This is a genomic window from Pseudomonas sp. BP8, from assembly GCF_017875955.1.
Taxonomy (GTDB): domain Bacteria; phylum Pseudomonadota; class Gammaproteobacteria; order Pseudomonadales; family Pseudomonadaceae; genus Aquipseudomonas.
In genome coordinates, this window is the sequence record NZ_JAGINK010000001.1 from 5,308,128 (window position 1) to 5,331,728 (window position 23,601).

The 23,601-nt window shown below is 59.8% G+C and carries 16 protein-coding genes, 2 tRNA genes, 3 rRNA genes and 1 pseudogene; 3 read left to right on the forward strand and 19 right to left on the reverse strand.

Annotated elements, in window-relative coordinates; genetic code table 11:
* Window positions 1-111: 111 nt before the first annotated feature.
* From J3B00_RS23205 to J3B00_RS23255, 11 genes and pseudogenes are all read right to left on the reverse strand, one after another.
* Window positions 112-666 carry a UPF0149 family protein gene (locus tag J3B00_RS23205; protein WP_209872564.1) on the reverse strand — a complete coding sequence of 185 codons (555 nt, stop codon included), beginning with the start codon at window positions 664-666 and terminating at the stop codon, window positions 112-114.
* Window positions 667-677: 11 nt separating this feature from the next.
* Window positions 678-1,223, reverse strand: a complete 546-nt coding sequence (locus J3B00_RS23210) for a UPF0149 family protein (protein WP_209872568.1) — start codon at window positions 1,221-1,223, stop codon at window positions 678-680.
* Window positions 1,224-1,293: 70 nt separating this feature from the next.
* Window positions 1,294-2,283 carry an asparaginase gene (locus tag J3B00_RS23215; RefSeq protein ID WP_209872571.1) on the reverse strand — a complete coding sequence of 330 codons (990 nt, stop codon included), beginning with the start codon at window positions 2,281-2,283 and terminating at the stop codon, window positions 1,294-1,296.
* Window positions 2,283-3,439: pseudogene (locus tag J3B00_RS23220) on the reverse strand (hypothetical protein). The gene J3B00_RS23215 and the pseudogene J3B00_RS23220 overlap by 1 nt, the downstream one beginning before the upstream one ends.
* Before the next feature lie 9 nt (window positions 3,440-3,448).
* Window positions 3,449-4,345 (reverse strand): nitrilase family protein, encoded by an 897-nt coding sequence (locus tag J3B00_RS23225; RefSeq protein WP_209872574.1) that lies wholly within the window; start codon window positions 4,343-4,345, stop codon window positions 3,449-3,451.
* 192 nt (window positions 4,346-4,537) lie between these two features.
* Window positions 4,538-6,181, reverse strand: a complete 1,644-nt coding sequence (locus tag J3B00_RS23230; protein ID WP_209872577.1) for an acetolactate synthase large subunit — start codon at window positions 6,179-6,181, stop codon at window positions 4,538-4,540.
* A gap of 341 nt (window positions 6,182-6,522) precedes the next feature.
* A 5S ribosomal RNA gene (rrf, locus tag J3B00_RS23235) occupies window positions 6,523-6,638 on the reverse strand.
* 130 nt (window positions 6,639-6,768) lie between these two features.
* Window positions 6,769-9,660, reverse strand: a 23S ribosomal RNA gene (locus J3B00_RS23240).
* A gap of 244 nt (window positions 9,661-9,904) precedes the next feature.
* A tRNA-Ala gene (locus tag J3B00_RS23245) sits at window positions 9,905-9,980 on the reverse strand.
* A 26-nt stretch (window positions 9,981-10,006) separates the two neighbouring features.
* Window positions 10,007-10,083 (reverse strand) — tRNA-Ile (locus tag J3B00_RS23250).
* A gap of 87 nt (window positions 10,084-10,170) precedes the next feature.
* Window positions 10,171-11,707, reverse strand: a 16S ribosomal RNA gene (locus J3B00_RS23255).
* The 16S, 23S and 5S rRNA genes sit together here with 2 tRNA genes alongside, the layout of an rRNA operon.
* Before the next feature lie 540 nt (window positions 11,708-12,247).
* On the opposite strand from J3B00_RS23255, the gene J3B00_RS23260 reads away from it, so the two are divergent.
* On the forward strand, window positions 12,248-13,144 hold the full coding sequence (locus tag J3B00_RS23260; RefSeq protein WP_209872581.1) for a formate/nitrite transporter family protein: 897 nt from the start codon (window positions 12,248-12,250) through the stop codon (window positions 13,142-13,144).
* A gap of 1 nt (window position 13,145) precedes the next feature.
* On the opposite strand, the gene J3B00_RS23265 is transcribed toward J3B00_RS23260, so the two are convergent.
* Complete coding sequence (locus J3B00_RS23265; protein ID WP_209872584.1) at window positions 13,146-14,240, reverse strand: MBL fold metallo-hydrolase; 1,095 nt, start codon at window positions 14,238-14,240, stop codon at window positions 13,146-13,148.
* A gap of 126 nt (window positions 14,241-14,366) precedes the next feature.
* On the opposite strand from J3B00_RS23265, the gene J3B00_RS23270 reads away from it, so the two are divergent.
* Window positions 14,367-15,440 (forward strand): diguanylate cyclase, encoded by a 1,074-nt coding sequence (locus J3B00_RS23270; protein ID WP_209872588.1) that lies wholly within the window; start codon window positions 14,367-14,369, stop codon window positions 15,438-15,440.
* 15 nt (window positions 15,441-15,455) lie between these two features.
* Here the strand turns inward: J3B00_RS23270 and J3B00_RS23275 are convergent, their stop codons facing one another.
* From J3B00_RS23275 to J3B00_RS23300, 7 genes are all read right to left on the reverse strand, one after another.
* A complete protein-coding gene (locus J3B00_RS23275) occupies window positions 15,456-16,340 on the reverse strand; it encodes an HlyD family secretion protein (RefSeq protein ID WP_209872591.1) in 885 nt (294 codons plus the stop codon).
* Between the two features lie 11 nt (window positions 16,341-16,351).
* Window positions 16,352-16,558 carry a DUF1656 domain-containing protein gene (locus J3B00_RS23280; protein WP_209872594.1) on the reverse strand — a complete coding sequence of 69 codons (207 nt, stop codon included), beginning with the start codon at window positions 16,556-16,558 and terminating at the stop codon, window positions 16,352-16,354.
* Window positions 16,545-18,533, reverse strand: a complete 1,989-nt coding sequence (locus J3B00_RS23285) for an FUSC family protein (RefSeq protein ID WP_209872597.1) — start codon at window positions 18,531-18,533, stop codon at window positions 16,545-16,547. The genes J3B00_RS23280 and J3B00_RS23285 overlap by 14 nt, the downstream gene beginning before the upstream one ends.
* A 281-nt stretch (window positions 18,534-18,814) precedes the next feature.
* The gene (gene ccoM, locus J3B00_RS26870) at window positions 18,815-18,931 is read right to left on the reverse strand and encodes a cytochrome c oxidase subunit CcoM (protein ID WP_281076012.1); all 117 of its coding nucleotides are present in this window, start codon (window positions 18,929-18,931) and stop codon (window positions 18,815-18,817) included.
* Window positions 18,932-19,069: 138 nt separating this feature from the next.
* Window positions 19,070-19,231: a hypothetical protein gene (locus J3B00_RS23290; RefSeq protein ID WP_209872600.1), complete on the reverse strand. Its 162-nt coding sequence runs from the start codon at window positions 19,229-19,231 to the stop codon at window positions 19,070-19,072.
* Window positions 19,232-19,291: 60 nt separating this feature from the next.
* Complete coding sequence (locus J3B00_RS23295) at window positions 19,292-19,618, reverse strand: aspartate-semialdehyde dehydrogenase (RefSeq protein WP_209872603.1); 327 nt, start codon at window positions 19,616-19,618, stop codon at window positions 19,292-19,294.
* A 107-nt stretch (window positions 19,619-19,725) separates the two neighbouring features.
* A complete protein-coding gene (locus J3B00_RS23300; protein WP_209872606.1) occupies window positions 19,726-20,421 on the reverse strand; it encodes a hypothetical protein in 696 nt (231 codons plus the stop codon).
* Between the two features lie 123 nt (window positions 20,422-20,544).
* On the opposite strand from J3B00_RS23300, the gene rapA reads away from it, so the two are divergent.
* Complete coding sequence (rapA, locus tag J3B00_RS23305) at window positions 20,545-23,391, forward strand: RNA polymerase-associated protein RapA (RefSeq protein ID WP_209872609.1); 2,847 nt, start codon at window positions 20,545-20,547, stop codon at window positions 23,389-23,391.
* Window positions 23,392-23,601 lie beyond the last annotated feature (210 nt).

The window sequence follows — 23,601 nt, forward strand, 5'->3', positions numbered from 1 at the left end:
CGTATTGATTGATTGGCAGAAACTTCTGTAGGAGCGGCGATGCCGCCCCTACAGGTCAGGCGGCGTTACAGGAGAAGTGTCTCCGGCACGACTGCGCAGTGAGGGCTCGCCTCAATGACGCAGTTGCCGGTGATACTGATACAACTCACGAACAGCCTCGACCACCAACGGCACCGTGGCTTGATGCTCCACGAAGCTCAGGTTGTCGAGCTGCTTGAAGTTCTCTTCCAGGCCATGCAGGGCGATGACCTGGAGCAACGACGCTTGCTCAGGCGCAAGCTCATCCCATTGGGCCAGCGCAACGCCGCGCATGTAGCCGAAGCACCAGTCCTCGAGAACAATGACCTCCCCCTCGTCGTTTTCCCTGACCTCAAACATCGGCTCGAACTCGTCGAGGGCCTCGGACAGGGTGTTGGCAATATCATTGTAGAAGCGGGTGATGAGGTTGAAATACTCATCGGCTTGTGCCTTCGTGTCGAACTCCGGAAGCACCCCGCCGGCTACCTCGACCAGCCATTGGCTAGGCTGAACCAGGGTTATCGAGCTGCACAGCGCTGTGAAAAATCCATCCAGTTCACTGACATCGAAAATTGCATCATCGTTGCCGTAGTGGAAAAGCACCTCTTGCAGGCGGTCGAGTTCTTCATCGCTGAGTGAGCCGTTCATTGCAGTCCTTCCTATAAACGATAATGACGATAAAGAGCACGTGCCGCGGCGACCACGCCGGGCACACAGGCTTGCAATTGTTCGAAGCTCATCGCATCAAGCAGTTCGAAATTATCTTCCAGGCCATGCAACGAAATGGCCTTGAGCAACGTGTCCTGCTCGGGCGGCAATTGATCCCATTGCGCTACCTGGGTAGCACGCATGTAACCAAAGCACCATTCTTCCAGAATGATTGCCGGGCCTTCCTCGCCTTCACTCTCTTCGAACAACGGCTCGAAGTCATCGAGCTGCTCCGCCAGCTCGGCGGCTACGTCGTTGTAGTAGCGCAGCATCAGCGCGGTGTAAGCCTCTTCATGGGCCGGGCGCTTGAACTTGGGAACCTTGCCACCGCTGACGGCCGGCAGCCATTTTTCTGGAGTGACCACATTTGGCGAGCTGGCCAATGCGGTGAAAAAGCCATTGAGCTCGGCCAAGTTGAGCACCGAGAAATCGTTGCCGTAGGTAATCAACAAGTCTTCGAGACGGTCGAGTTCTTTTTCGGTGAGCCTGGGAAGCATAGGTCTGCACATGTCCTGGAAAGGGGGATGGATGCACCCTAGCACAAGCAACAGCGCTGGGCTGCACCCACTAAGGGTGCAGGTACTCTTCGAGCGATGCCTGCAGGCCATTGGCGAGTAGCAGCCAGAGCAGGATCCGGCATTTACGCGGGCAAAGCGCGCCGGCCATGTGCAGGCCCTTCTGGCGCAGATCGATCTCTGCACCGACGAAGCCGTAGGTCGACATGGCCGTCGGCCCGTTACCGGTTCGCGTAGCAACCAGCACTGGCATGCGCTGGGCAATCGTCTGCAGCGCGTGTGCCCAGGTGGCAGAAACGTGCCCGGCGCCGAAGCCGGCGATGACCACGCCGGCATAACCCAGGGCGGGAATCGCCTCGAGCAGACGCGTGTCGGCATCTAGCGTGGCTTCAAGCAGCGCGACGCAGTGCTCGCTGCGACGCGGTATCGGCAACACCCTGCGCGGCCTGGCTGGCTGGCGGTAGAGAGGCACTCCCTCGACCACCAGGCCCTCGCGCCCATGCCCGGGCGACGTGAAGGCGGCCACGGTCAAGCTGGCGGTCTTGCGCACCCTGGCCGCGGCGTGGATTTCATCGTTCATCACCACCAGCACGCCGCGTCCACGGCTGTTGCCGGCCAATGCCACCTGGGCCGCCGCCAACAGGTTGGCTGGTCCATCGCCGCCTGGCTGGCTGGCCGAACGCATGGCACCGGTAACGACCAAGGGCTGTTCGAAAGGCCATAGCAGGTCGAAGAAATACGCGGTCTCTTCCAGCGTGTCAGTGCCTTGGGTCAACACCACGCCCTGAGCGCCCTGCTCGATTTCTTGCCTGGCCCATTCGAGCACGTCGATCAATTGCGCAAAGCCAAGCGAAGCACTGGGGACCAGGCACAGGGTCTTGGCCCGCACACGGGCCAGGTCAGCCAGCTGGGGGACAGAAGCCAACAGCGCCGCGCAGTCGACTTGGGGGGTTATGCCCTGTCCCGGTGCGCCGGCCTGCATGCTCACGGTGCCGCCCAAGCTGCCGATCGACAGCGTAGGCAGGGTACTCATCTCTCTCATCAGGCGTCTCCTACCATCAGGCCAATCAGCGGCACAATCGACAGTGTACTGATGGCCATGGACAGCACGTTGCCAATGTAGCCGTGCATGTAAGCGGGCAGTCGCGCGCTGATCGCCGCGGCCAGTGGAGGCGCAAGCAATGCCCCAATCCCGGCGCTCAGCACGATCACTTGCCAGCTGCCACCCAGGGTGAGAATGGCTGCTGGCACGATCGATACAATAGGAATGTAGGTGGGGTACCAGCCGCGCGCTACCCACTGGCGCTTCCACAGCACGATACCGGTCAGCGATGCCAGGGCCTGGCCTGCGACCAGCTCGAGTACCAGGTGTGAACCATAGGCCGGCGCGCCCGGTGCCAGCACGTAGGCGAGGAGTAAACCGAGCAGCAATCCCAGGCTGGCCAGTTCATTGCCGAAGAACGGCGCCTCGCTGAAGTCGGCCAGTACCCTGCGTAGGGTCCAGCACACACCGTAGTCTGGCGTCGTGACGGGTGTGGTTGGCCGAGGCTGTTGTGCAGATCGCCCCCCAGCGACCAGAACCGGAAAACACTTGCACAGGACGAAGGCCACTGCACTGCCAGGGCCATGCCGCCCACGTTGCCAACCACCACCGGCAACTGCAGCGGATAACAGACCAGGTTGACCAGCAGCAGGCTGGCCGGGGTCACCAATAGCGCGCCAAGCAGCGCACCGCTGAGCGCGACCCGCCAACCACCTCCAAACAGCAGGACCATCGCCGATGGCAAGGAAACGAAGGCGACGAAGGTCGGCTGCCAGGTACCGCTCGCCAACGTCCATCCCCAGACGGCATGGCTAAGCAGCAGGCCTAGCAGCGCGCTGATCAGCAGCCAGGGCCACAGTCCACTTCCGTAGCAGATGGCGAAACCCTGCCAGCGATAGCCTTTGCAGTGTGCCCAGTGCGCCAGAGCGGCGCCTAGCAAAAGCCCCAGCGCGGGCAGTTCGTGTTTGTAGAATGCAACTTCGCTGATATCGCCTACGATCCAGCGCAGCCGGCTGAGCGGCTGGTCGAGCGTGGCGGCCATGTGTGCATAATCCGGCCATTGACCCTGTAGCAGGCTGACTGCCAGTAACGCCAGCAGACAGACCACAAGCAATTCGAGGGCACCGCGACGCGGCACCGTGGGTGCAGTGTTCATGGTGGCTCCTTAGCGCGGCAGCGGCGAATGCAGGCCATAGCCCAGCATTGCGTCGTAGAGGTCGGTGCGGCGGTCGCGGGGCAAGTCGTTGAGGCTGTTCCAGATCGGCGCGCTTCGTGCACAGCTCAGGTCGACATCGGCGTAGAGGATGCACTCCTCCTCGGCGTTGGCCACTTCGCCAATGGGCCAGCCATTGGTCCCCGCGATCAACGAACAGCCCAGGAAGCGTCCGCCCCGTTCCTGGCCGATGCGGTTGGCTGCGGCAATGTAGACGTTGTTGACATGCGCGGCTGTCATCGTCAGGTAGGACGCCATGCACCGTCCGGCGGCGTCGAACAGCGGTGGCGGGGTCCACACCCAGTTGTTCAGGCTGCAGATGATGTCTGCCCCCTGCTGGGCCATCAGCCGCGGGACTTCTGGAAACCAGATGTCCCAACAGATCAGCAGGCCGATGCGGCCGATCGGTGTCTCGAATACGGGAAAACCGAGGTTTCCTGGCGTGAACCAGAGTTTTTCCTGGTTCCACAGGTGGGCCTTGCGGTAGTGGCCGAGCATGCCGTCGGGGCCGAACAGTACCGCGCTGTCGTAGAGTTTGACCCCATCACGTTCGGCGAACCCGGCAGCCAGGTAGACGTTGTGCTCACGGGCAAAACTGCACCAGGCCTCAAGACTGGGACCACCCTGCAACGTTTCGGCATGGGCGTAGGCTTCGGCGCGGGTGTGGAAGGTGTAGCCGGTATTGGCCAGCTCAGGCATGACAATCAGATTGGCACCCTCGCGAACTGCCTGACGGGCCAAGGCCAAGCCTTTGCTCAGATTCCCCTCGCAGTGCTCGAGACCGACTTGGGGATCGTATTGGATGACTGCGATGCGGACGGGACTTACCGGGGTGGGGTGCGTTGACATGGAGGCTTTCCTTCTTGTGGTTATGGGAAGGAGGCCAGTAAAGCGAGGAGGCAGATGGCTCGAACAGTCAGCCAAATCTGCAGAAGATGTAGGGGAAATCCAAGAATACTAGGGAAAACATCTAACACCCTGGCAAGCAAATGAGAGCAGCCGCTCGGCGCTCACACTTGCCTGCCAGGGTGTTCTCAGGCGTTACACCGCCAGCGCGCGCTCACGCAGCTCGCTGTTGAGGATGCGGTCATTCTCGCTGTAGTCGACCGGGCAGTCGATCACGTGGACACCTGGAGTGTTGATGCAGTGCTCGAGCAGCGGCAGCAAGCCTTCGGCGCTTTCCACACGATGGCCATTGGCACCGTAGGCTTCGGCGTATTTGACGAAGTCCGGGTTACCGTAGTCCAGGCCGAAATCGGTGAAGCCCATGTTGGCCTGCTTCCAACGGATCATGCCGTAGCCGTCGTCACGCAGGATCACCACGGTGACGTGCATGCCCAGGCGGACTGCGGTTTCCAGTTCCTGGCTGTTCATCATGAAGCCGCCGTCGCCGCACACCGAAATCACCGGGCGGTCCGGGTACACCAGATGCGCGGCCATGGCCGACGGCAGACCGGCACCCATGGTCGCCAGGGCGTTGTCGAGCAGCACGGTGTTGGGCTTGTGCGCCTTATAGTTACGGGCGAACCAGATCTTGTAGATGCCGTTGTCCAGGGCGACGATGCCTTCGGACGGCAGGACGCGACGGATGTCGGCCACCAGCCGCTGCGGATAGACCGGGAAACGGGCGTCGTCGGCACCTTCAGCGATCTGCGCTTCGTTCGCTTCACGGATGGCCATCAGCCGGGTGAAGTCCCAGTGCGAGGTGTCGCCCAGGCCTTCGGCGATCTGCCAGACGGCGTTGGCGATGTCGCCGATCACTTCGATCTGCGGGAAGTACACGGCATCGACTTCGGCGGAGCGGAAGCTGATGTGAATGACTTCGGTGCCGCCACGGACCATGAAGAACGGCGGTTTCTCGATCACGTCGTGGCCGATGTTGATGATCAGGTCGGCGGCTTCGATTGCGCGGTGGACGAAGTCACCCGACGACAGCGCAGCGTTGCCCAGGAAGCGCGGGCTGCGCTCGTCGACCACACCCTTGCCCAGCTGGGTGGTAACGAACGGGATACCGGTCTTGTCGATCAACTGCTTGAGGACCTTGGCGGTCATCTTACGGTTGGCGCCGGCGCCGATTACCAGGATCGGGCTGCGCGCAGTGCGCAGTTTTTCGATGGCGGCTTCGATGGCTACGTGCTCAGCCAGCGGACGACGGTGCAGGCTGCGCGGGATCGGCATGGCATCGGTCTGCTCGGCAGCGATGTCTTCCGGCAGCTCCAGGTGCACGGCACCCGGCTTTTCTTCTTCGGCCAGGCGGAACGCTTCGCGCATGCGTGATGGAATGTTGTCGGCCGAGGCGAACTGGTGGGTGTACTTGGTGATGGGGGCCATCATGCCGCACACGTCGATGATCTGGAAGCGGCCCTGCTTGGACTTCTTGATCGGCTTCTGGCCGGTAATCATCATCATCGGCATGCCGCCGAGATAGGCGTAGGCACTGGCGGTCACCAAGTTGGTCGCGCCAGGGCCGAGGGTCGACAGGCTGACGCCGGTCTTGCCAGTCAGGCGGCCATAGGTGGCGGCCATGAAGCCCGCGGACTGCTCGTGACGGGTCAGTACCAGCTTGATCTTCGACTTGCGCAGGGATTCCAGCAGGTCGAGGTTCTCCTCACCGGGAATGCCGAATACATACTCGACACCTTCGTTTTCCAGGCATTGCACAACGACATCGGCGGCCTTAGCCATCTTGCTTGTTACCTCAAGTAAAAGGACGCTACTGGCGTCCAGGGCGGTCAGCACAAAGCGCTGACATCGGCTTGTCCGCGGGCGGAAGGTGCCCCCGAATCTAAATCTTGACGCTGACTATGCGCGATAAAGTCACGTAATCGAACTGCAATATTGTCGCACCTATGGCGCACAGGGGGTGTGCTCGTTCGGACAAAATGTATTTGCTTGAGGGGCATGGAGGAGAAAAGCGTGGAAATATTGATGAGGTGGATCAGTAAGGGTGACTTGACCGCAGAATTTTTACCGCCCAAAGACAAAACCCCTACCTGCTTGCGCAGATAGGGGTTTTGCGAAATGAATCTTGACGATGACCTACTCTCACATGGGGAAACCCCACACTACCATCGGCGATGCATCGTTTCACTACTGAGTTCGGGATGGGATCAGGTGGTTCCAATGCTCTATGGTCGTCAAGAAATTCTGTAGCCAGAATGTCCAGATGGACAGCCCAGCGAATTCGGATATGTGATTTTGTGATGGTACGAATTTTCAGCTGTTTCGTCTTCACCACCGCAATTCGCGCTAGCAAATTGCTTGGGTGTTATATGGTCAAGCCTCACGGGCAATTAGTATTGGTTAGCTCAACGCCTCACAGCGCTTACACACCCAACCTATCAACGTCGTAGTCTTCGACGGCCCTTTAGGGGATTCTAGATCCCAGTGAGATCTCATCTTGAGGCAAGTTTCCCGCTTAGATGCTTTCAGCGGTTATCTCTTCCGAACATAGCTACCCGGCAATGCCACTGGCGTGACAACCGGAACACCAGAGGTTCGTCCACTCCGGTCCTCTCGTACTAGGAGCAGCCCCTCTCAAATCTCAAACGTCCACGGCAGATAGGGACCGAACTGTCTCACGACGTTCTAAACCCAGCTCGCGTACCACTTTAAATGGCGAACAGCCATACCCTTGGGACCGGCTTCAGCCCCAGGATGTGATGAGCCGACATCGAGGTGCCAAACACCGCCGTCGATATGAACTCTTGGGCGGTATCAGCCTGTTATCCCCGGAGTACCTTTTATCCGTTGAGCGATGGCCCTTCCATACAGAACCACCGGATCACTAAGACCTACTTTCGTACCTGCTCGACGTGTGGGTCTCGCAGTCAAGCGCGCTTTTGCCTTTATACTCTACGACCGATTTCCGACCGGTCTGAGCGCACCTTCGTACTCCTCCGTTACTCTTTGGGAGGAGACCGCCCCAGTCAAACTACCCACCATACACTGTCCTCGATCCGGATAACGGACCTGAGTTAGAACCTCAAAGTTGCCAGGGTGGTATTTCAAGGATGGCTCCATGAGAACTGGCGTCCCCACTTCAAAGCCTCCCACCTATCCTACACAAGCAAATTCAAAGTCCAGTGCAAAGCTATAGTAAAGGTTCACGGGGTCTTTCCGTCTAGCCGCGGATACACTGCATCTTCACAGCGATTTCAATTTCACTGAGTCTCGGGTGGAGACAGCGCCGCCATCGTTACGCCATTCGTGCAGGTCGGAACTTACCCGACAAGGAATTTCGCTACCTTAGGACCGTTATAGTTACGGCCGCCGTTTACCGGGGCTTCGATCAAGAGCTTCGCTTGCGCTAACCCCATCAATTAACCTTCCGGCACCGGGCAGGCGTCACACCCTATACGTCCACTTTCGTGTTTGCAGAGTGCTGTGTTTTTAATAAACAGTCGCAGCGGCCTGGTATCTTCGACCGGCAAAAGCTTACGGGGTAAACCCTTCACCTTCGCCGGCGCACCTTCTCCCGAAGTTACGGTGCCATTTTGCCTAGTTCCTTCACCCGAGTTCTCTCAAGCGCCTTGGTATTCTCTACCTAACCACCTGTGTCGGTTTGGGGTACGGTTCCCGATTGTCTGAAGCTTAGGAGCTTTTCTTGGAAGCATGGCATCAACCACTTCGTCGCCTAAAGGCAACTCGTCATCAGCTCTCGGCCTTGGGATCCCGGATTTGCCTAAGATCCCAGCCTACCACCTTAAACTTGGACTACCAACGCCAAGCTGGCCTAGCCTTCTCCGTCCCTCCATCGCAACAATCGGAAGTACAGGAATATTAACCTGTTTTCCATCGACTACGCTTTTCAGCCTCGCCTTAGGGACCGACTAACCCTGCGTCGATTAACGTTGCGCAGGAAACCTTGGTCTTTCGGCGTGGGAGTTTTTCACTCCCATTGTCGTTACTCATGTCAGCATTCGCACTTCTGATACCTCCAGCAAGCTTCTCAACTCACCTTCACAGGCTTACAGAACGCTCCTCTACCGCATCACCAGAAGGTGATACCCGTAGCTTCGGTGCATGGTTTGAGCCCCGTTACATCTTCCGCGCAGGCCGACTCGACTAGTGAGCTATTACGCTTTCTTTAAAGGGTGGCTGCTTCTAAGCCAACCTCCTAGCTGTCTAAGCCTTCCCACATCGTTTCCCACTTAACCATGACTTTGGGACCTTAGCTGACGGTCTGGGTTGTTTCCCTTTTCACGACGGACGTTAGCACCCGCCGTGTGTCTCCCATGCTCGGCACTTGTAGGTATTCGGAGTTTGCATCGGTTTGGTAAGTCGGGATGACCCCCTAGCCGAAACAGTGCTCTACCCCCTACAGTGATACATGAGGCGCTACCTAAATAGCTTTCGAGGAGAACCAGCTATCTCCGAGCTTGATTAGCCTTTCACTCCGATCCACAGGTCATCCGCTAACTTTTCAACGGTAGTCGGTTCGGTCCTCCAGTCAGTGTTACCTAACCTTCAACCTGCCCATGGATAGATCGCCCGGTTTCGGGTCTATACCCAGCGACTAAACGCCCTATTAAGACTCGCTTTCGCTACGCCTCCCCTATTCGGTTAAGCTCGCCACTGAATATAAGTCGCTGACCCATTATACAAAAGGTACGCAGTCACCTAACAAGTAGGCTCCCACTGCTTGTACGCATACGGTTTCAGGATCTATTTCACTCCCCTCTCCGGGGTTCTTTTCGCCTTTCCCTCACGGTACTGGTTCACTATCGGTCAGTCAGTAGTATTTAGCCTTGGAGGATGGTCCCCCCATGTTCAGACAAAGTTTCTCGTGCTCCGTCCTACTCGATTTCATTGATAAGAGATTTTCGTGTACGGGGCTATCACCCACTACGGCCGCACTTTCCAGAGCGTTCCACTAATCTCAAACCAACTTAAGGGCTGGTCCCCGTTCGCTCGCCACTACTAAGGGAATCTCGGTTGATTTCTTTTCCTCAGGGTACTTAGATGTTTCAGTTCCCCTGGTTCGCCTCTTGCACCTATGTATTCAGTACAAGATACTCAGCTTATGCTGAGTGGGTTCCCCCATTCAGAGATCTCTGGATCACAGTCTGTTTGCCGACTCCCCAAAGCTTATCGCAGGCTACCACGTCTTTCATCGCCTCTGACTGCCAAGGCATCCACCGTATGCGCTTCTTCACTTGACCATATAACCCCAAGCAATCTGGTTATACTGTGAAGACGACATTCGCCGAAAATTCGTACATGCTCAGTTAAGAGCGCATCACAAATTTTACCTTAGCCTGATCCACTACCAGTGAAAGTAGTGTTCAGTCTATTTCTATCACATATCCGAATTTTTAAAGAACGATCTGACAAAAGTCAGAAATCAACATTCATCAACGAATGTTCATTTCTAAGTTCTGACAAGCGATTGCGTAATGCGAAAAGTGGTGGAGCCAAGCGGGATCGAACCGCTGACCTCCTGCGTGCAAGGCAGGCGCTCTCCCAGCTGAGCTATGGCCCCATTTGATCTAGGCTGCACCCTGTAATTGGTAGGTCTGGGCAGATTTGAACTGCCGACCTCACCCTTATCAGGGGTGCGCTCTAACCAACTGAGCTACAGACCTATAACAGGGTCGCGTTACAGCATCGTCTTTATACAAGTGAATCAAGCAATTCGTGTGGGAGCTCATCAGCAGGCTGATGTCTTCGATTAAGGAGGTGATCCAGCCGCAGGTTCCCCTACGGCTACCTTGTTACGACTTCACCCCAGTCATGAATCACACCGTGGTAACCGTCCTCCCGAGGGTTAGACTAGCTACTTCTGGTGCAACCCACTCCCATGGTGTGACGGGCGGTGTGTACAAGGCCCGGGAACGTATTCACCGCGACATTCTGATTCGCGATTACTAGCGATTCCGACTTCACGCAGTCGAGTTGCAGACTGCGATCCGGACTACGATCGGTTTTGTGAGATTAGCTCCACCTCGCGGCTTGGCGACCCTCTGTACCGACCATTGTAGCACGTGTGTAGCCCAGGCCGTAAGGGCCATGATGACTTGACGTCATCCCCACCTTCCTCCGGTTTGTCACCGGCAGTCTCCTTAGAGTGCCCACCATTACGTGCTGGTAACTAAGGACAAGGGTTGCGCTCGTTACGGGACTTAACCCAACATCTCACGACACGAGCTGACGACAGCCATGCAGCACCTGTGTCAGAGTTCCCGAAGGCACCAATCTATCTCTAGAAAGTTCTCTGCATGTCAAGGCCTGGTAAGGTTCTTCGCGTTGCTTCGAATTAAACCACATGCTCCACCGCTTGTGCGGGCCCCCGTCAATTCATTTGAGTTTTAACCTTGCGGCCGTACTCCCCAGGCGGTCAACTTAATGCGTTAGCTGCGCCACTAAAATCTCAAGGATTCCAACGGCTAGTTGACATCGTTTACGGCGTGGACTACCAGGGTATCTAATCCTGTTTGCTCCCCACGCTTTCGCACCTCAGTGTCAGTATCAGTCCAGGTGGTCGCCTTCGCCACTGGTGTTCCTTCCTATATCTACGCATTTCACCGCTACACAGGAAATTCCACCACCCTCTACTGTACTCTAGCTTGCCAGTTTTGGATGCAGTTCCCAGGTTGAGCCCGGGGCTTTCACATTCAACTTAACAAACCACCTACGCGCGCTTTACGCCCAGTAATTCCGATTAACGCTTGCACCCTCTGTATTACCGCGGCTGCTGGCACAGAGTTAGCCGGTGCTTATTCTGTCGGTAACGTCAAAACAGTAAGGTATTCGCTCACTGCCCTTCCTCCCAACTTAAAGTGCTTTACAATCCGAAGACCTTCTTCACACACGCGGCATGGCTGGATCAGGCTTTCGCCCATTGTCCAATATTCCCCACTGCTGCCTCCCGTAGGAGTCTGGACCGTGTCTCAGTTCCAGTGTGACTGATCATCCTCTCAGACCAGTTACGGATCGTCGCCTTGGTGAGCCATTACCTCACCAACTAGCTAATCCGACCTAGGCTCATCTGATAGCGCAAGGCCCGAAGGTCCCCTGCTTTCTCCCGTAGGACGTATGCGGTATTAGCGTTCCTTTCGAAACGTTGTCCCCCACTACCAGGCAGATTCCTAGGCATTACTCACCCGTCCGCCGCTGAATCGAAGAGCAAGCTCTTCTCATCCGCTCGACTTGCATGTGTTAGGCCTGCCGCCAGCGTTCAATCTGAGCCATGATCAAACTCTTCAGTTCAATACTGCTTGGGTTTTTAAGAAACCCTAAACTTGGCTCAGCAATCTCAAATGACTACTATGATTTCTCATGCGGCCACTTGTGATGCTGATAATCTTGGCGACTATCAAACCATACTCACAAGCACCCACACGAATTGCTTGATTCAATTTGTTAAAGAGCGGTTGGTTAAGAGCTTTTCGTCTCAACCGAGGCGCGCATTCTACGCTTTCCTCTGTGTCTGTCAAGCGTTTATTTCGAAGTATTTTGCGAGAAACTCGTTCAACTTCAAACACTTGACTCGCTTGCGATCTCTCGTAGCGGGAGGCGAATTCTACAGCGTTACAACCTGCTGTCAACTACCTTTTCACTACCAGCCGCAAGCGTTTCCGGCTTGCCTCGCTGCGACTGCATCGCTGCGAGGAGGCGAATAATACGCGATATGAAATATGAGTCAACACCTTGTTCTATAAAAACTTTTAAAAAGTGAATGCAGACGTTCGGCAACTAAATAGAGGTGCCGTTGATCTGTAGAGAAACACCCAGCGGAGCACAACGGCCATGAGTGATACGCAAAGCGACAAGACCCCAGGCCTGTCAGCGGACGAAGAACAGGAAATCAGCCATAACCAGCCGCCACGCGCAGCGGTACTGCACGAGATCATCCGTGCCCAGGGCGATCAGGAGCTGGAACGCACCCTGGCCGCCCTGTGGTGGTCAGCGCTAGCGGCTGGGCTGAGCATGGGCCTGTCACTGATGGCCATGGGTTTGTTCTACGCCCGACTGCCGGACGGCGACAGCGCACAGGTAATAGCCAGCCTGGGATACAGCGCGGGGTTCCTGGCGGTGATTCTCGCCCGCCAGCAACTCTTCACCGAGAACACCCTGACCGCCGTCCTGCCGCTGATGACCACGCCTACCCTGAGCAACCTCGGCCGCCTGCTGCGACTCTGGGCTGTGGTGTTGGCCGGCAACCTGGCTGGCACCATCTTGGTAGCGTGGGTCATGCTCGAGCTGCCGATCTTCGACAGCAAGGCCGATGTTGCCTTTCTTGAGATAGGCCGCAAGGTGATGACCAACGACATCAGCCAGATGTTCGCCAAGGGCATCATCTCTGGCTGGATGATCGCAACCATGGTCTGGATGATTCCTGCCATGGAAAACGCCAAGATCTGGATCATCCTGATGATCACCTACCTCATGGCCCTCGGCGACTTCACCCACATCGTGGTCGGCTCGGTCGAGGTGTCCTACCTGGTCTGGGCAGGCGATCAGACCTGGCAGGCGTTCTGGCTGGAGTTTGCCTTGCCTACGCTGGCCGGCAACATCATTGGTGGCAGCTTCATCTTCGCCCTGATCAGCCATGCCCAGGTCCGCAGTGACAGCGGCAAGCCGCCTTCGCAGCTATTAAAGGAAGACAACAAGCCCGCCAGTCGCCGCCAGGAGCCGAAAATCTGACTCAGCGCGTGGCTACCGAGCGCTGCGCCGCCCTCCCCTGCTGGCGCAGCGGCCGCGGTTGCCACCAGTTCTGTCCGGCATGCGGCGAGTCGAGACTGATCCGCTCGCCCATCTGCGGCGTACTTAGTTTCACCTGCGCCGCCGAGGCAAGCGCGAGGATGCGCTCAAACGGTTCCTGCCAGTCATGGATGGACAGGTCGAAAGTGCCATTGTGGATCGGCAACATCCACCGCCCGCGCAGATCCTGATGGGCCTGCAGGCTCTGCTCAGGCTGCATGTGTACATTCGGCCAGGCCAGGTTATAGGCGCCAGTCTCGATCAGGGTCACGTCGAACGGCCCGTAGCGTTCGCCGATCTCGCGAAAGCCTTCGAAATAGCCCGTGTCACCACTGAAGAACAGCCGCAGTTGGTCATCCATGATTACCCATGAGGCCCACAGCGTGTGGTTGCTGTCGAACAGCCCGCGGCCCGAGAAGTGCTGCGCCGGGGTCGCAACAAAGCGCACGCCCTCGACCTCGGTTTGCTGCCACCAGTCGAGCTGCCGCACCTTGCCGGCGGGCACACCCCACGCGATAAGCCGGTCGCCGACGCCTAACGGTGCGAGAAACTGGTCGGTGCGCCCGGCAAGCTGGAGGATGGCCTGCTCGTCCAGGTGGTCGAAGTGATCATGCGAAATAATCACGGCCGCCAACGCGGGAACCTCGTTCAGGGCCAGCGGCGGTGCATGAAACCTTAGCGGACCGGCCCACTGCACCGGCGAGGCGCGCTCGGCAAATACCGGGTCGGTAATAAAGAAGCGCCCGCGCAGCTTGAGCAGGACCGTCGAGTGGCCCAGCCGCCAGAGGCTGTGATCGGGGGCATCGAGTACCTGCTGGCGGGTCATCGGCTGCAGGCTGATCGGTGCAGCCGGCCGGGTTTCGGCCGGCTTGCGCAGAAACAGGTACTTGAGGCCGATGCGCAGCTTCTTCATTACCCCGTCCTGGGGCAGCGCAGCCAGGTTGTGAAAGCGTCCATCCTTGTAATGCGCCGGGTCACCGGCATGAGCGACTGTGGGCTGCATGAACAGGAGCACTCCAAACAGGAACAAGGCCTTCATGTTACCCCACAGTGATTGGATCAACCGTGAATTGGCCTGCAAGGTCACTTTTTGCCGACGCAACACTGTTGAACAATATTCATACGGTTTATGCGATAAACGGCGCCCCACGGAAGAACCCACACCATGATCGACTACAGAAGCGGCAAAGGGCGTTCCTTTGTCAGGCGCATCTACCTGCCGAGAATCATCGGCCTGGGCATTGGCTTGTTCAGTGTCATGGCCGCGATTGCTCCCATGCAGCCGCCTGGCTGGGTCTGGCTACTATTGCTCGGCAATGGCCTGATCTGGCCGCACCTGGCCTATCACTGGGCACTGCGCAGCGCCAACCCCTACCAGGCCGAGCAACGCAACCTGCTGCTCGATTCTTTGATGGGCGGCTTCTGGGCCGCAGCCATCCACTTCAATCCGCTGCCCTGCGTCACCATCCTGTCGATGATGACCCTGAACAACGTTGCTGCGGGCGGCCGCCGCCTGGTGCTGCGCGGACTGCTCGCGCAACTGCTCGGCATGCTGCTGGCGAGCCTGCTACTGGGCACGGGCCTGCAACTGCAGGCCACGCAACTTCAGGTGTACGCCTGCCTACCGATGCTCACGCTCTACCCGTTGGCGCTAGGCTGGGTGTGCTACCGCCTGGCGATCAAGCTGGCCGACCATAAACGTCAGCTTAGCGCACTGAGCCGCACTGACAGCCTGACCGGCCTGCTCAATCATGGCTCCTGGAAAGACCTGCTACTGCTCAAGTTTCAGATCTGCAGCCAGCAGCAGTTACCGGCGGTCATCGCACTGATCGACATCGACCACTTCAAGGTCATCAACGATACCTACGGGCATGTCGTCGGAGACTGCGTGCTGCGCCACCTGAGCCAGGAGCTGCGCAGCACGCTGGGTAATGACGCCCATGCCGGGCGCTATGGTGGCGACGAGTTCTGCGTGTTCTTTTCAGGCGATGAAGGTCCGGCCTGCCAGGCCATGGAGCACCTGCGCCAACGGGTCAACGCCTACCGCAACCCGCAGCTGCCCGCCCTGCGCGTCAGCCTGAGTATCGGCCTGGCGGCATTCGACAGTGGCCTGAAATCGCCCGAGCACTGGCTCGAACAGGCCGACATGGCGCTGTATGGCGCCAAGCACAGGGGCCGTGACCAAGTGAATATCAAACGCGCCGACACTCCACCGCTCAGGCTTGCCTACCCTGAATGAACCGCCCCTGAGCCCTCAACGCGGAGCTGTCACCGGCTCGAGATGATCCTCGCGCACCTGGACACTGGCCGTCATCCCCGCACTGAGGGTAACGCCCTCGGGGATCTGCTCGAGCCGAATCCGCACCGGGATCCGTTGCGCCAGCCTCACCCAGTTGAAGGTCGGCTCGACCTCCGGCAGCAACTGGCTGTCCGGGTTGCTGTTGCGATCAGTAATCCCCCGGCTGATGCTCTCGACCTGCCCTTGCAGAGCATCGCCCGCCCCCATCAGCCAGACCTTGACCGGATCGCCGACGCGAATCCGCGGCAGCTTGGTTTCCTCGAAGTAAGCCTGGATATAGAAGGTCGAATCATCCACCAAGGCCATGACCGACTGCCCGGTGGTGACGTAGTTGCCTTGGGCCAGACGCAGGTTGGTGATGTGCCCGCTGCGTGGCGCGCGGACTTCGCTGCGGTCCAGGTTGAGCTGGGCCACCTGCAACTGGGCCTGGGCCTCGTGCAATTCGCCACGGGCGATGGCCGCGTTGATCTGGGCGTTCTCACGCAGCTCGGCGCTGATCGCCTCGGGGCCAAGCGCCGTGCGCCGGGCCGCCTCGCGTTCACGCAGGTGCAGTTGCTGGGTGCGGGTCTCGGCAACCGCCTTGGCCTGTTCGAGCGCAGCCTGGAAGCGGTCGCGATCGATGTTCATGAGCAGATCGCCGGCCTTGACCTGCTGGTTGTCGTGCACCTTGAGCTCGCGCACCCATCCGGACACGTCTGGGGCGATCACCACCACATCGGCGCGCACCCGGGCATCCCGAGTCCAGGGCGTGAGCATGTAGTACTGCCAGAGCTGATAACCGGCGAAAATGGCGATGATCACCACACAGAGGGTGACCAGGGTACGTACCGCTGCACGCATCGAGTTACTCCTTACAAAGACCCCAGTAGACGCACTACCAGGAACAGGACACAAACGAACAGCGCCACATCGAACAACGCCTCATGCCAGATCCAGCGTCCCAGCGGCGTGGCCTGCACCAGCAGCCGCAGGGCACCGGTCAATAGCAGGGCGATCAGCACGTAGATCAGGAACGGGCTGAGCAGCACACCGCCCAGCGCCCACTCACGCAAGCCCATGGACTTCCTCCTGCCAGCGGCACCATTTACCCCAGCTTTTTTGCAACTGCAGCACCGCACCCTCGGCCAGACGCAGCGGATCGCTAGGCGGTTGGCGCCGCAAGGCTTCGATGAACGCTTGACTAGCGGCGTCCAGGCGCTGCCCGCGGCCCGGCGCCGGGCCTTTGGCCAGGACCGCCTCGACCTGCTCCAGATAATGCCGCTCGGCATCGGCCATGGGCGCTTGAGCGACCGCCAGGCACATGCGCAGGTGCACCAGTTCATCACCTATATCCAGACCGTGCAGGCCATCATCCCAGCGTTGACGCTGGGCCTCAGGTAGTTCACTGGCGTGACGCGCCAGTTGCATCAAGCGGTCAGCCATGCGCCCGCCAAACCAGCTGTCGGCGCCGCGCAGGTCGCGTCGGGTCAGACGGACCAGGTCGCTTTGCGTCGCCGCGCGCAGACGCCGGCCTAGCCAGGTCGGGTGGCGAATCACTACCAGGCGGAAAGCCAGCACCGCAGCGCCGACGCCGAGGAGCATGGCCTGAGCACTGTTGAGCATGCTGGCGACGCTGAAACTCATCGCATTGAGCGGTGCCACCAGGACGATGAAGTGCAGGCAAAACGAGGTCGCGGTGGCCCCGGTGCGTGGGTGAGCCATGCCCAGCGCACCGAAAAACAGGGGGACGCCCATGCCCAGGCACAGCATGGCGAAGCTGCTCCACTGAGGCAGGAGAATCTGCCCGACGACAAACGCCGCAGGGATGGCCAAAAGAATCCCGCGCAAGAAGCTCAGGCCGATCTGTGCGCCGTTCTCACGGCTGGCGAACAGGCTGCAGACCACGCAGGTCAGCACCAGGCCACCCGGTGCCGACGGCCAGGCGGTGGCCAGCCAGAAGCTGCTCATGACCAAAAACGCCAAGGCACTGCGCGAGCCGAACAACAATGCCAGCGGCAGGTCACGGTGCACGGCCAGGCCCTGCGCGGCCTCCTTGGGTGTTCTGCCCTGCTCGACATCCACTAACGCCTGAGTGGCCGCCATGGCGTAGTCGAGCAGCAAGGCCATGCGGGCCAGGCAGTAATGCTCGGCCGAACTGATCTGCTGGCCCTGAGCGGCATCCCAGACTTGTTGACGCAACAGCAACAGGCTCGCCTGGTCGGGCTGGGCCAGCTCGGCGCGAACCTGCTCAAGCCAGGGCGCCAGACGCTCGGCCTCGCGCTCATCGAGCTGACGCCATTGCCGACGCACCGACCGCGAAATGCGCAGCAGCACCATCAGTTTCTGGCTCAACCCCCGCACACCCTTGGCCCGTTGGCGGCCGCTACTGCCCTCAAACCACGCGTGCTCACGCTGTGCGTCAATGGCAACGATGCGTCCGAGGATGTCCAGCAAGCCCTTGCGCGCCCCCTCCTCGCCGCCGAGCATGGCGCTTGAAGCCTGCAAACCGCTCTGCCAGGCCTGGCGCGCCTGCCCGCCGAGCTGTTGCTCGACGCGCAAGGGCCAGAGCAAGGCACTGGTGGCAGTGGCACAGACAATCCCCAGGCAGATCTCGGTACAGCGCGCCACGGCCTGGTCAAATACCTGCAGCGGGTGGTCGACGGCAGGCAGGGCAATGATTGCCACGGTGTAGCCGGCCAGGACAAAGGCATACGCCCAGGCACTGCGTAACTGGGTCGACGCCGCAGTGCACAAGGCCAACCATAGCGCCAGGGTCAGCAGGAACAACCATGGCGTCTGGGCGAACAGGCCGATGAACACCACCGACATGAACGTGCCGACCAAGGTGCCGGCCAGCCTTGCCAGGCCTTTTTGCACCACCATGCCCGACAGCGGCTGGGCCACGATGAAGGCAGTCATCAAGGCCCAGGAGGGTTGCTCCAACCCCCAGCGCATGGCCAGCCACAGCGCCAGGCCACCGCCCAAGAGAGTCTTGATGGCGAACTTGAGGGCGAGGTTGCTGGGTGCGAACAGGGCCTGGAAGGTAATGGGCACGAATCGGACCTTGCGGGGGGTGATGTGTAGAACGATAGACAATGGGTGGAGGATACTGTGGAAACGATTGATTAGCTAGCTAATCATCTATGTTAGCGAGATTTTGTGGTGCTCATTCGCCCTCTTCGCGGGGCAAGCCCACTCTCACAGGTTTGGAGGCGTTCACAAGCGTGTGGGCTTGCCCTTGGACGAGGAAGGTCCGGTCAACGCAAAAATGCAGACAAAAAAATGGGCGACCGAAGTCGCCCTAAATGCCTTGCGTGCTCGTGAATCGGAAAGGATCAGCGCGGCTTGCGCTTGTGCGAATCCTTCCAGATGAAAATACCCAGACCGGCGAAGAACAGCACCATCAGCCCGACCGTTACCACACCTGCGATAACCACATTGTCGAAGAACATGTTGGCGCTCCCGTATCCGTCTGCCGTTGTCCGATGGATGCAAGGTAACGAATGTGCGGGCAGCGGGCATTGATCAGGGTCAATAGGTGCCCGGGACCGGGCACGCGAGGCGGGCGCAGGGTTGACCTGCGTCAAGATTCAGCGCTTCTTGGGCTTGCTCTTGGATTTCTTCTTTTTCGCGCCGGTCAAGGGCATGGCCTGCTCGAAGGCCTGGCGCACTTCGTTGAGGCGCTTGTCCTTGATGTCGTGGATGCGCTTGGCGCGCTCGGCGCCGAAATCGATCAGATTTTCTTCACTCATGGGCGGGCCCGACTGTCAGCAGATACTTGCATGATGCCGCCAGCCGCTGGCATTGGCCAGTCAGACTTCGATATCGACCAGCAGGCCCTGGCGCTGACGCTCACCGAGCGGCGCCACCGGTACCGTGTTATCGGCATTGAGCTCCTCACCGGCGAGGGCTTCATAGCGCTCATCCTGACCGTGCTGCCGACGTTGCTGCTGCCGACGCTGCTCTTCACGCAGCAGCAGGGCCTGTTCGCTCGGGTCGCGCTGGTTCTTGAGGTCGATCGTGGCATCGCCGGAGGTGGCTTGCGCCGGCACCACCGGGGGAATATCCGGCGTCGGCTTGACCGGGTCCAGTTGCGATGTCACGGGGGCGGCACTGAGGGGGATGATCGGCGGCAGCATGGGAATTCTCCTATAGCTACTGTATCGGCCAACCTACAGCGGTCTTGAGCCGCCACCCAGCGAACTGCGCGGCAACTCCTGGCGATACGCCCTTTAGTCTAGCCGACTCACTCGGGCAGCTCGTCGGCGGCGTCATCCGCAGGCGGGCTGGCTTCACTCCACGGCCGCTTGTAGACCTGCTGCCAGACCGCATCGAGGTGATCACGCACCGCCTGTGGCGCATTTTTCAACGAAGCGCTGTCTTCACGTTCGCCCCCGATCGGCTCTTCGCCGGCCGGGGTAATCAGCGACTGCCCCGTGATGCTGTAGATCACCTGGCCTTCGCGCATTTCGATGGCGATGTCGTGCGGGTCGATGCCCCCGCCACAGAAGGCATGGCTGGCGACGGTCAGTTCGGCAACGCCATCTTTGTTGAGGTCGCTGACGTCACTGACATCGTTATAGAAGTCGACGTCCAGGTCCAGCCCTGGGCAGGTGGTCTCCTGTTCGATCTGCCAACGTGCCTTGAACGCATCGCTTGCGGCACTGCGGCCATACAGCGTCGCCTTGAGCAGCACCTTGTCGACCTCCTGCTCGCTTTCAGCATCGGTGGCCTGGCCATCGACGCGACTCAACACCAGCAGGCCTTCGCCGTCACGATCACGAAAGTGCACGCTTTTAAGCGGTGTCTGCACACCCAGCACTTCGAGCTGCTCGATCGGGATCGGCGGCAGGCTCTCGAATTTTTTTTGGTCACAGGCCGCCAGCAGCAACAAGCTGCCCAGGCCCACGGAGGCGTTCAACCAGCAGTGCTTGGCAAGCATTCGGCTCGGTGCCCTCATCGGTTGGCGGTGTTCGTCGATGAAACGGCTAGACTCTTTATTCTTTGGTCTGCCCGGTCTATCCGTTAACATAGCCGGCTTTTCATCGGCGGGAGTTCAGGCAGTATGGCGCAGCAGTATCAACCGGGGCAACGCTGGATCAGCGACAGCGAAGCCGAGCTCGGCCTGGGTACCATCCTGGCGCAGGATGGCCGCCTGCTGACCGTGCTTTATCCGGCCACTGGCGACACCCGCCAGTATTCCCTGCGCAATGCGCCGCTGACCCGCGTGCGCTTCTCCCCAGGCGACCAGATCACCCATTTCGAGGGCTGGAAGCTGACCGTACGCGAAGTCGACGTCGTCGACGGGCTGATGGTCTACCACGGGCTTGATGCGCAGAACCAACCGCGCACCATGCCCGAGACCCAGCTGTCCAACTTCATCCAGTTCCGCCTGGCCAGCGATCGCTTGTTCGCCGGGCAGATCGACCAGCTGGCGTGGTTCTCGCTGCGGTACAACACCTTGCAGCACACCAGCAAGCAGATGCTGTCGACGCTGTGGGGGCTGGGAGGTTGCCGCGCGCAACCGATCGCCCACCAGTTGCACATTGCCCGTGAAGTTGCCGACCGAATCGCCCCACGGGTCTTGCTGGCGGACGAAGTCGGCCTGGGCAAGACCATTGAAGCCGGCCTGGTCATCCATCGCCAACTGCTTACCGGGCGCGCCAATCGCGTACTGATCCTGGTGCCGGAGAACCTCCAGCACCAGTGGCTGGTCGAAATGCGTCGCCGCTTCAACTTGGAAGTGGCGTTGTTCGACGCCGAGCGGTTCACCGAAAGCGATGCCAGCAATCCGTTCGAAGATGCCCAGTTGGCACTGGTTGCGCTGGAGTGGCTGGTCGACGACGAAAAAGCCCAGGATGCTCTGTTCGCCGCGGGCTGGGACCTGCTGGTGGTCGACGAAGCGCACCACCTGGTCTGGCATGAAGACCAGGTCAGCCCGGAGTACGGCCTGGTCGAGCAACTGGCCGAGGTCATCCCCGGCGTGCTGCTGCTCACCGCGACCCCGGAGCAACTGGGCCAGGACAGCCACTTCGCGCGGCTGCGCCTGCTTGACCCGAACCGTTTCCACGACCTGGCGGCCTTCCGCGCCGAGAGCGAGAACTATCGCCCGGTAGCCGAGGCGGTCCAGGAACTGCTCGAGAAGGGCCGCCTGTCGCCCAAGGCCCACGCCACTATCCAGGGCTTCCTGGGTGCCGAGGGCGAAGCCCTGCTGGCCGCAGTCAGCGATGGCGACAGCGAAGCCAGCGCGCGCCTGATCCGTGAACTGCTCGATCGCCACGGCACCGGCCGGGTGCTGTTCCGCAACACCCGGGCCGCGGTCCAGGGCTTCCCTGAACGCCACCTGCACCCGTACCCGCTGGCCAATCCCGAGCAGTACGCCAACCTGCCAAGCGGCGAGCACGCCGAGCTGTATCCAGAGGTGGCCTTCCAGGCCCAGGGCGCCAGCGAAGAAGAAGAGCGCTGGTGGCGCTTCGACCCACGGGTCGATTGGCTGATCGATACGCTGAAGATGCTCAAGCGCACCAAGGTGCTGGTCATCTGTGCCCACGCCGAGACCGCGATGGACCTGGAAGACGCCCTGCGCGTGCGCTCCGGCATCCCCACCACGGTGTTCCACGAGGGCATGAGCATCCTCGAGCGTGACCGCGCCGCGGCCTACTTCGCTGACGAAGAGTTCGGCGCCCAGGTGCTGATCTGCTCGGAAATCGGCAGTGAAGGTCGCAACTTCCAGTTTGCCCATCACCTGGTGATGTTCGACCTGCCGGCTCATCCCGATCTGCTCGAGCAGCGCATCGGCCGTCTCGACCGGATCGGCCAGAAGCACACCATCGAATTGCACATCCCGTACCTGCAGGACAGCCCGCAAGAGCGCCTGTTCCAGTGGTACCACCTGGCCCTGAACGCCTTCCTTGCCACCTGCCCGACCGGCAGCGCCCTGCAGCACCGCTTCGGCCCGCGCCTGCTGCCGCTGCTCGAAAGCGGCGAAGCCGGCACCTGGGACGCATTGGTCAACGAGGCAAAAGCTGCCCGCGAGGCACTCGAATCCGAGTTGCACAGCGGTCGCGATCGCCTGCTTGAACTCAACTCCGGCGGCGCTGGCGAAGGCCAGGCTTTGGTCGAGGCGATCCTTGAGCAAGACGACCAGTTCGCCCTGCCTATCTATATGGAGACCCTGTTCGACGCTTTTGGCATCGACAGCGAAGACCATTCGGAAAACGCCCTGATCCTCAAGCCGAGCGAGAAGATGCTCGACGCCAGCTTCCCGCTGGGCGACGACGAGGGTGTGACCATTACCTACGACCGTGCTCAGGCGCTGTCGCGTGAAGACATGCAGTTCCTGACCTGGGAGCACCCGATGGTGCAAGGCGGCATGGACCTGGTGTTGTCGGGTTCGATGGGCAACACCGCCGTGGCACTGATCAAGAACAAGGCGCTCAAGCCCGGCACCGTGCTGCTCGAGCTGCTGTATGTCAGCGAAGTGGTGGCGCCACGCAGCCTGCAGTTGGGCCGTTACCTGCCGTCGGCGGCACTGCGTTGCCTGCTCGATGCCAACGGCAACGACCTGGCACCGCGGGTAGCGTTCGAGACCCTCAACGAGCAGTTGGAAAGCGTGCCGCGGGCGAGCGCCAACAAGTTCATCCAGGCCCAGCGGGATGTGCTGGCGCAGCGGATCAGCGGTGCCGACGCCAAGATCGAGCCGGTGCACGTCGAGCGCGTGGCCGATGCCCAGCGGCGTCTGGCCGCCGAGGCGGATGAAGAGTTGGCGCGTTTGACTGCGCTGAAGGCGGTCAATCCGAGTGTGCGCGATAGCGAGATCGAGGCGTTGCGCAAGCAGCGTGAGGATGGTTTGGCGATGCTGGAGAAGGCAGCTTTGCGGCTGGAGGCGATTCGCGTGTTGGTTGCGGGTTGAGCGTTTAGCTGAAGAAGAAGGGGCCGCTTAGCGGCCCTTTTTTTGTGGTTGTTCATGGATTGTTGGGAGGGGCTGGTTCTGGTCTTGGGGCTTGTAGGTTGTGGGCTTATCCACTTGATGGGGTGGCTTTTCCGGCCCCTTCCGCCCTTACGGCGGGTCACTTTTTTTCTTGGAAAAAAGTAACCAAAAACCGCCTGCTCCTGCATCCGG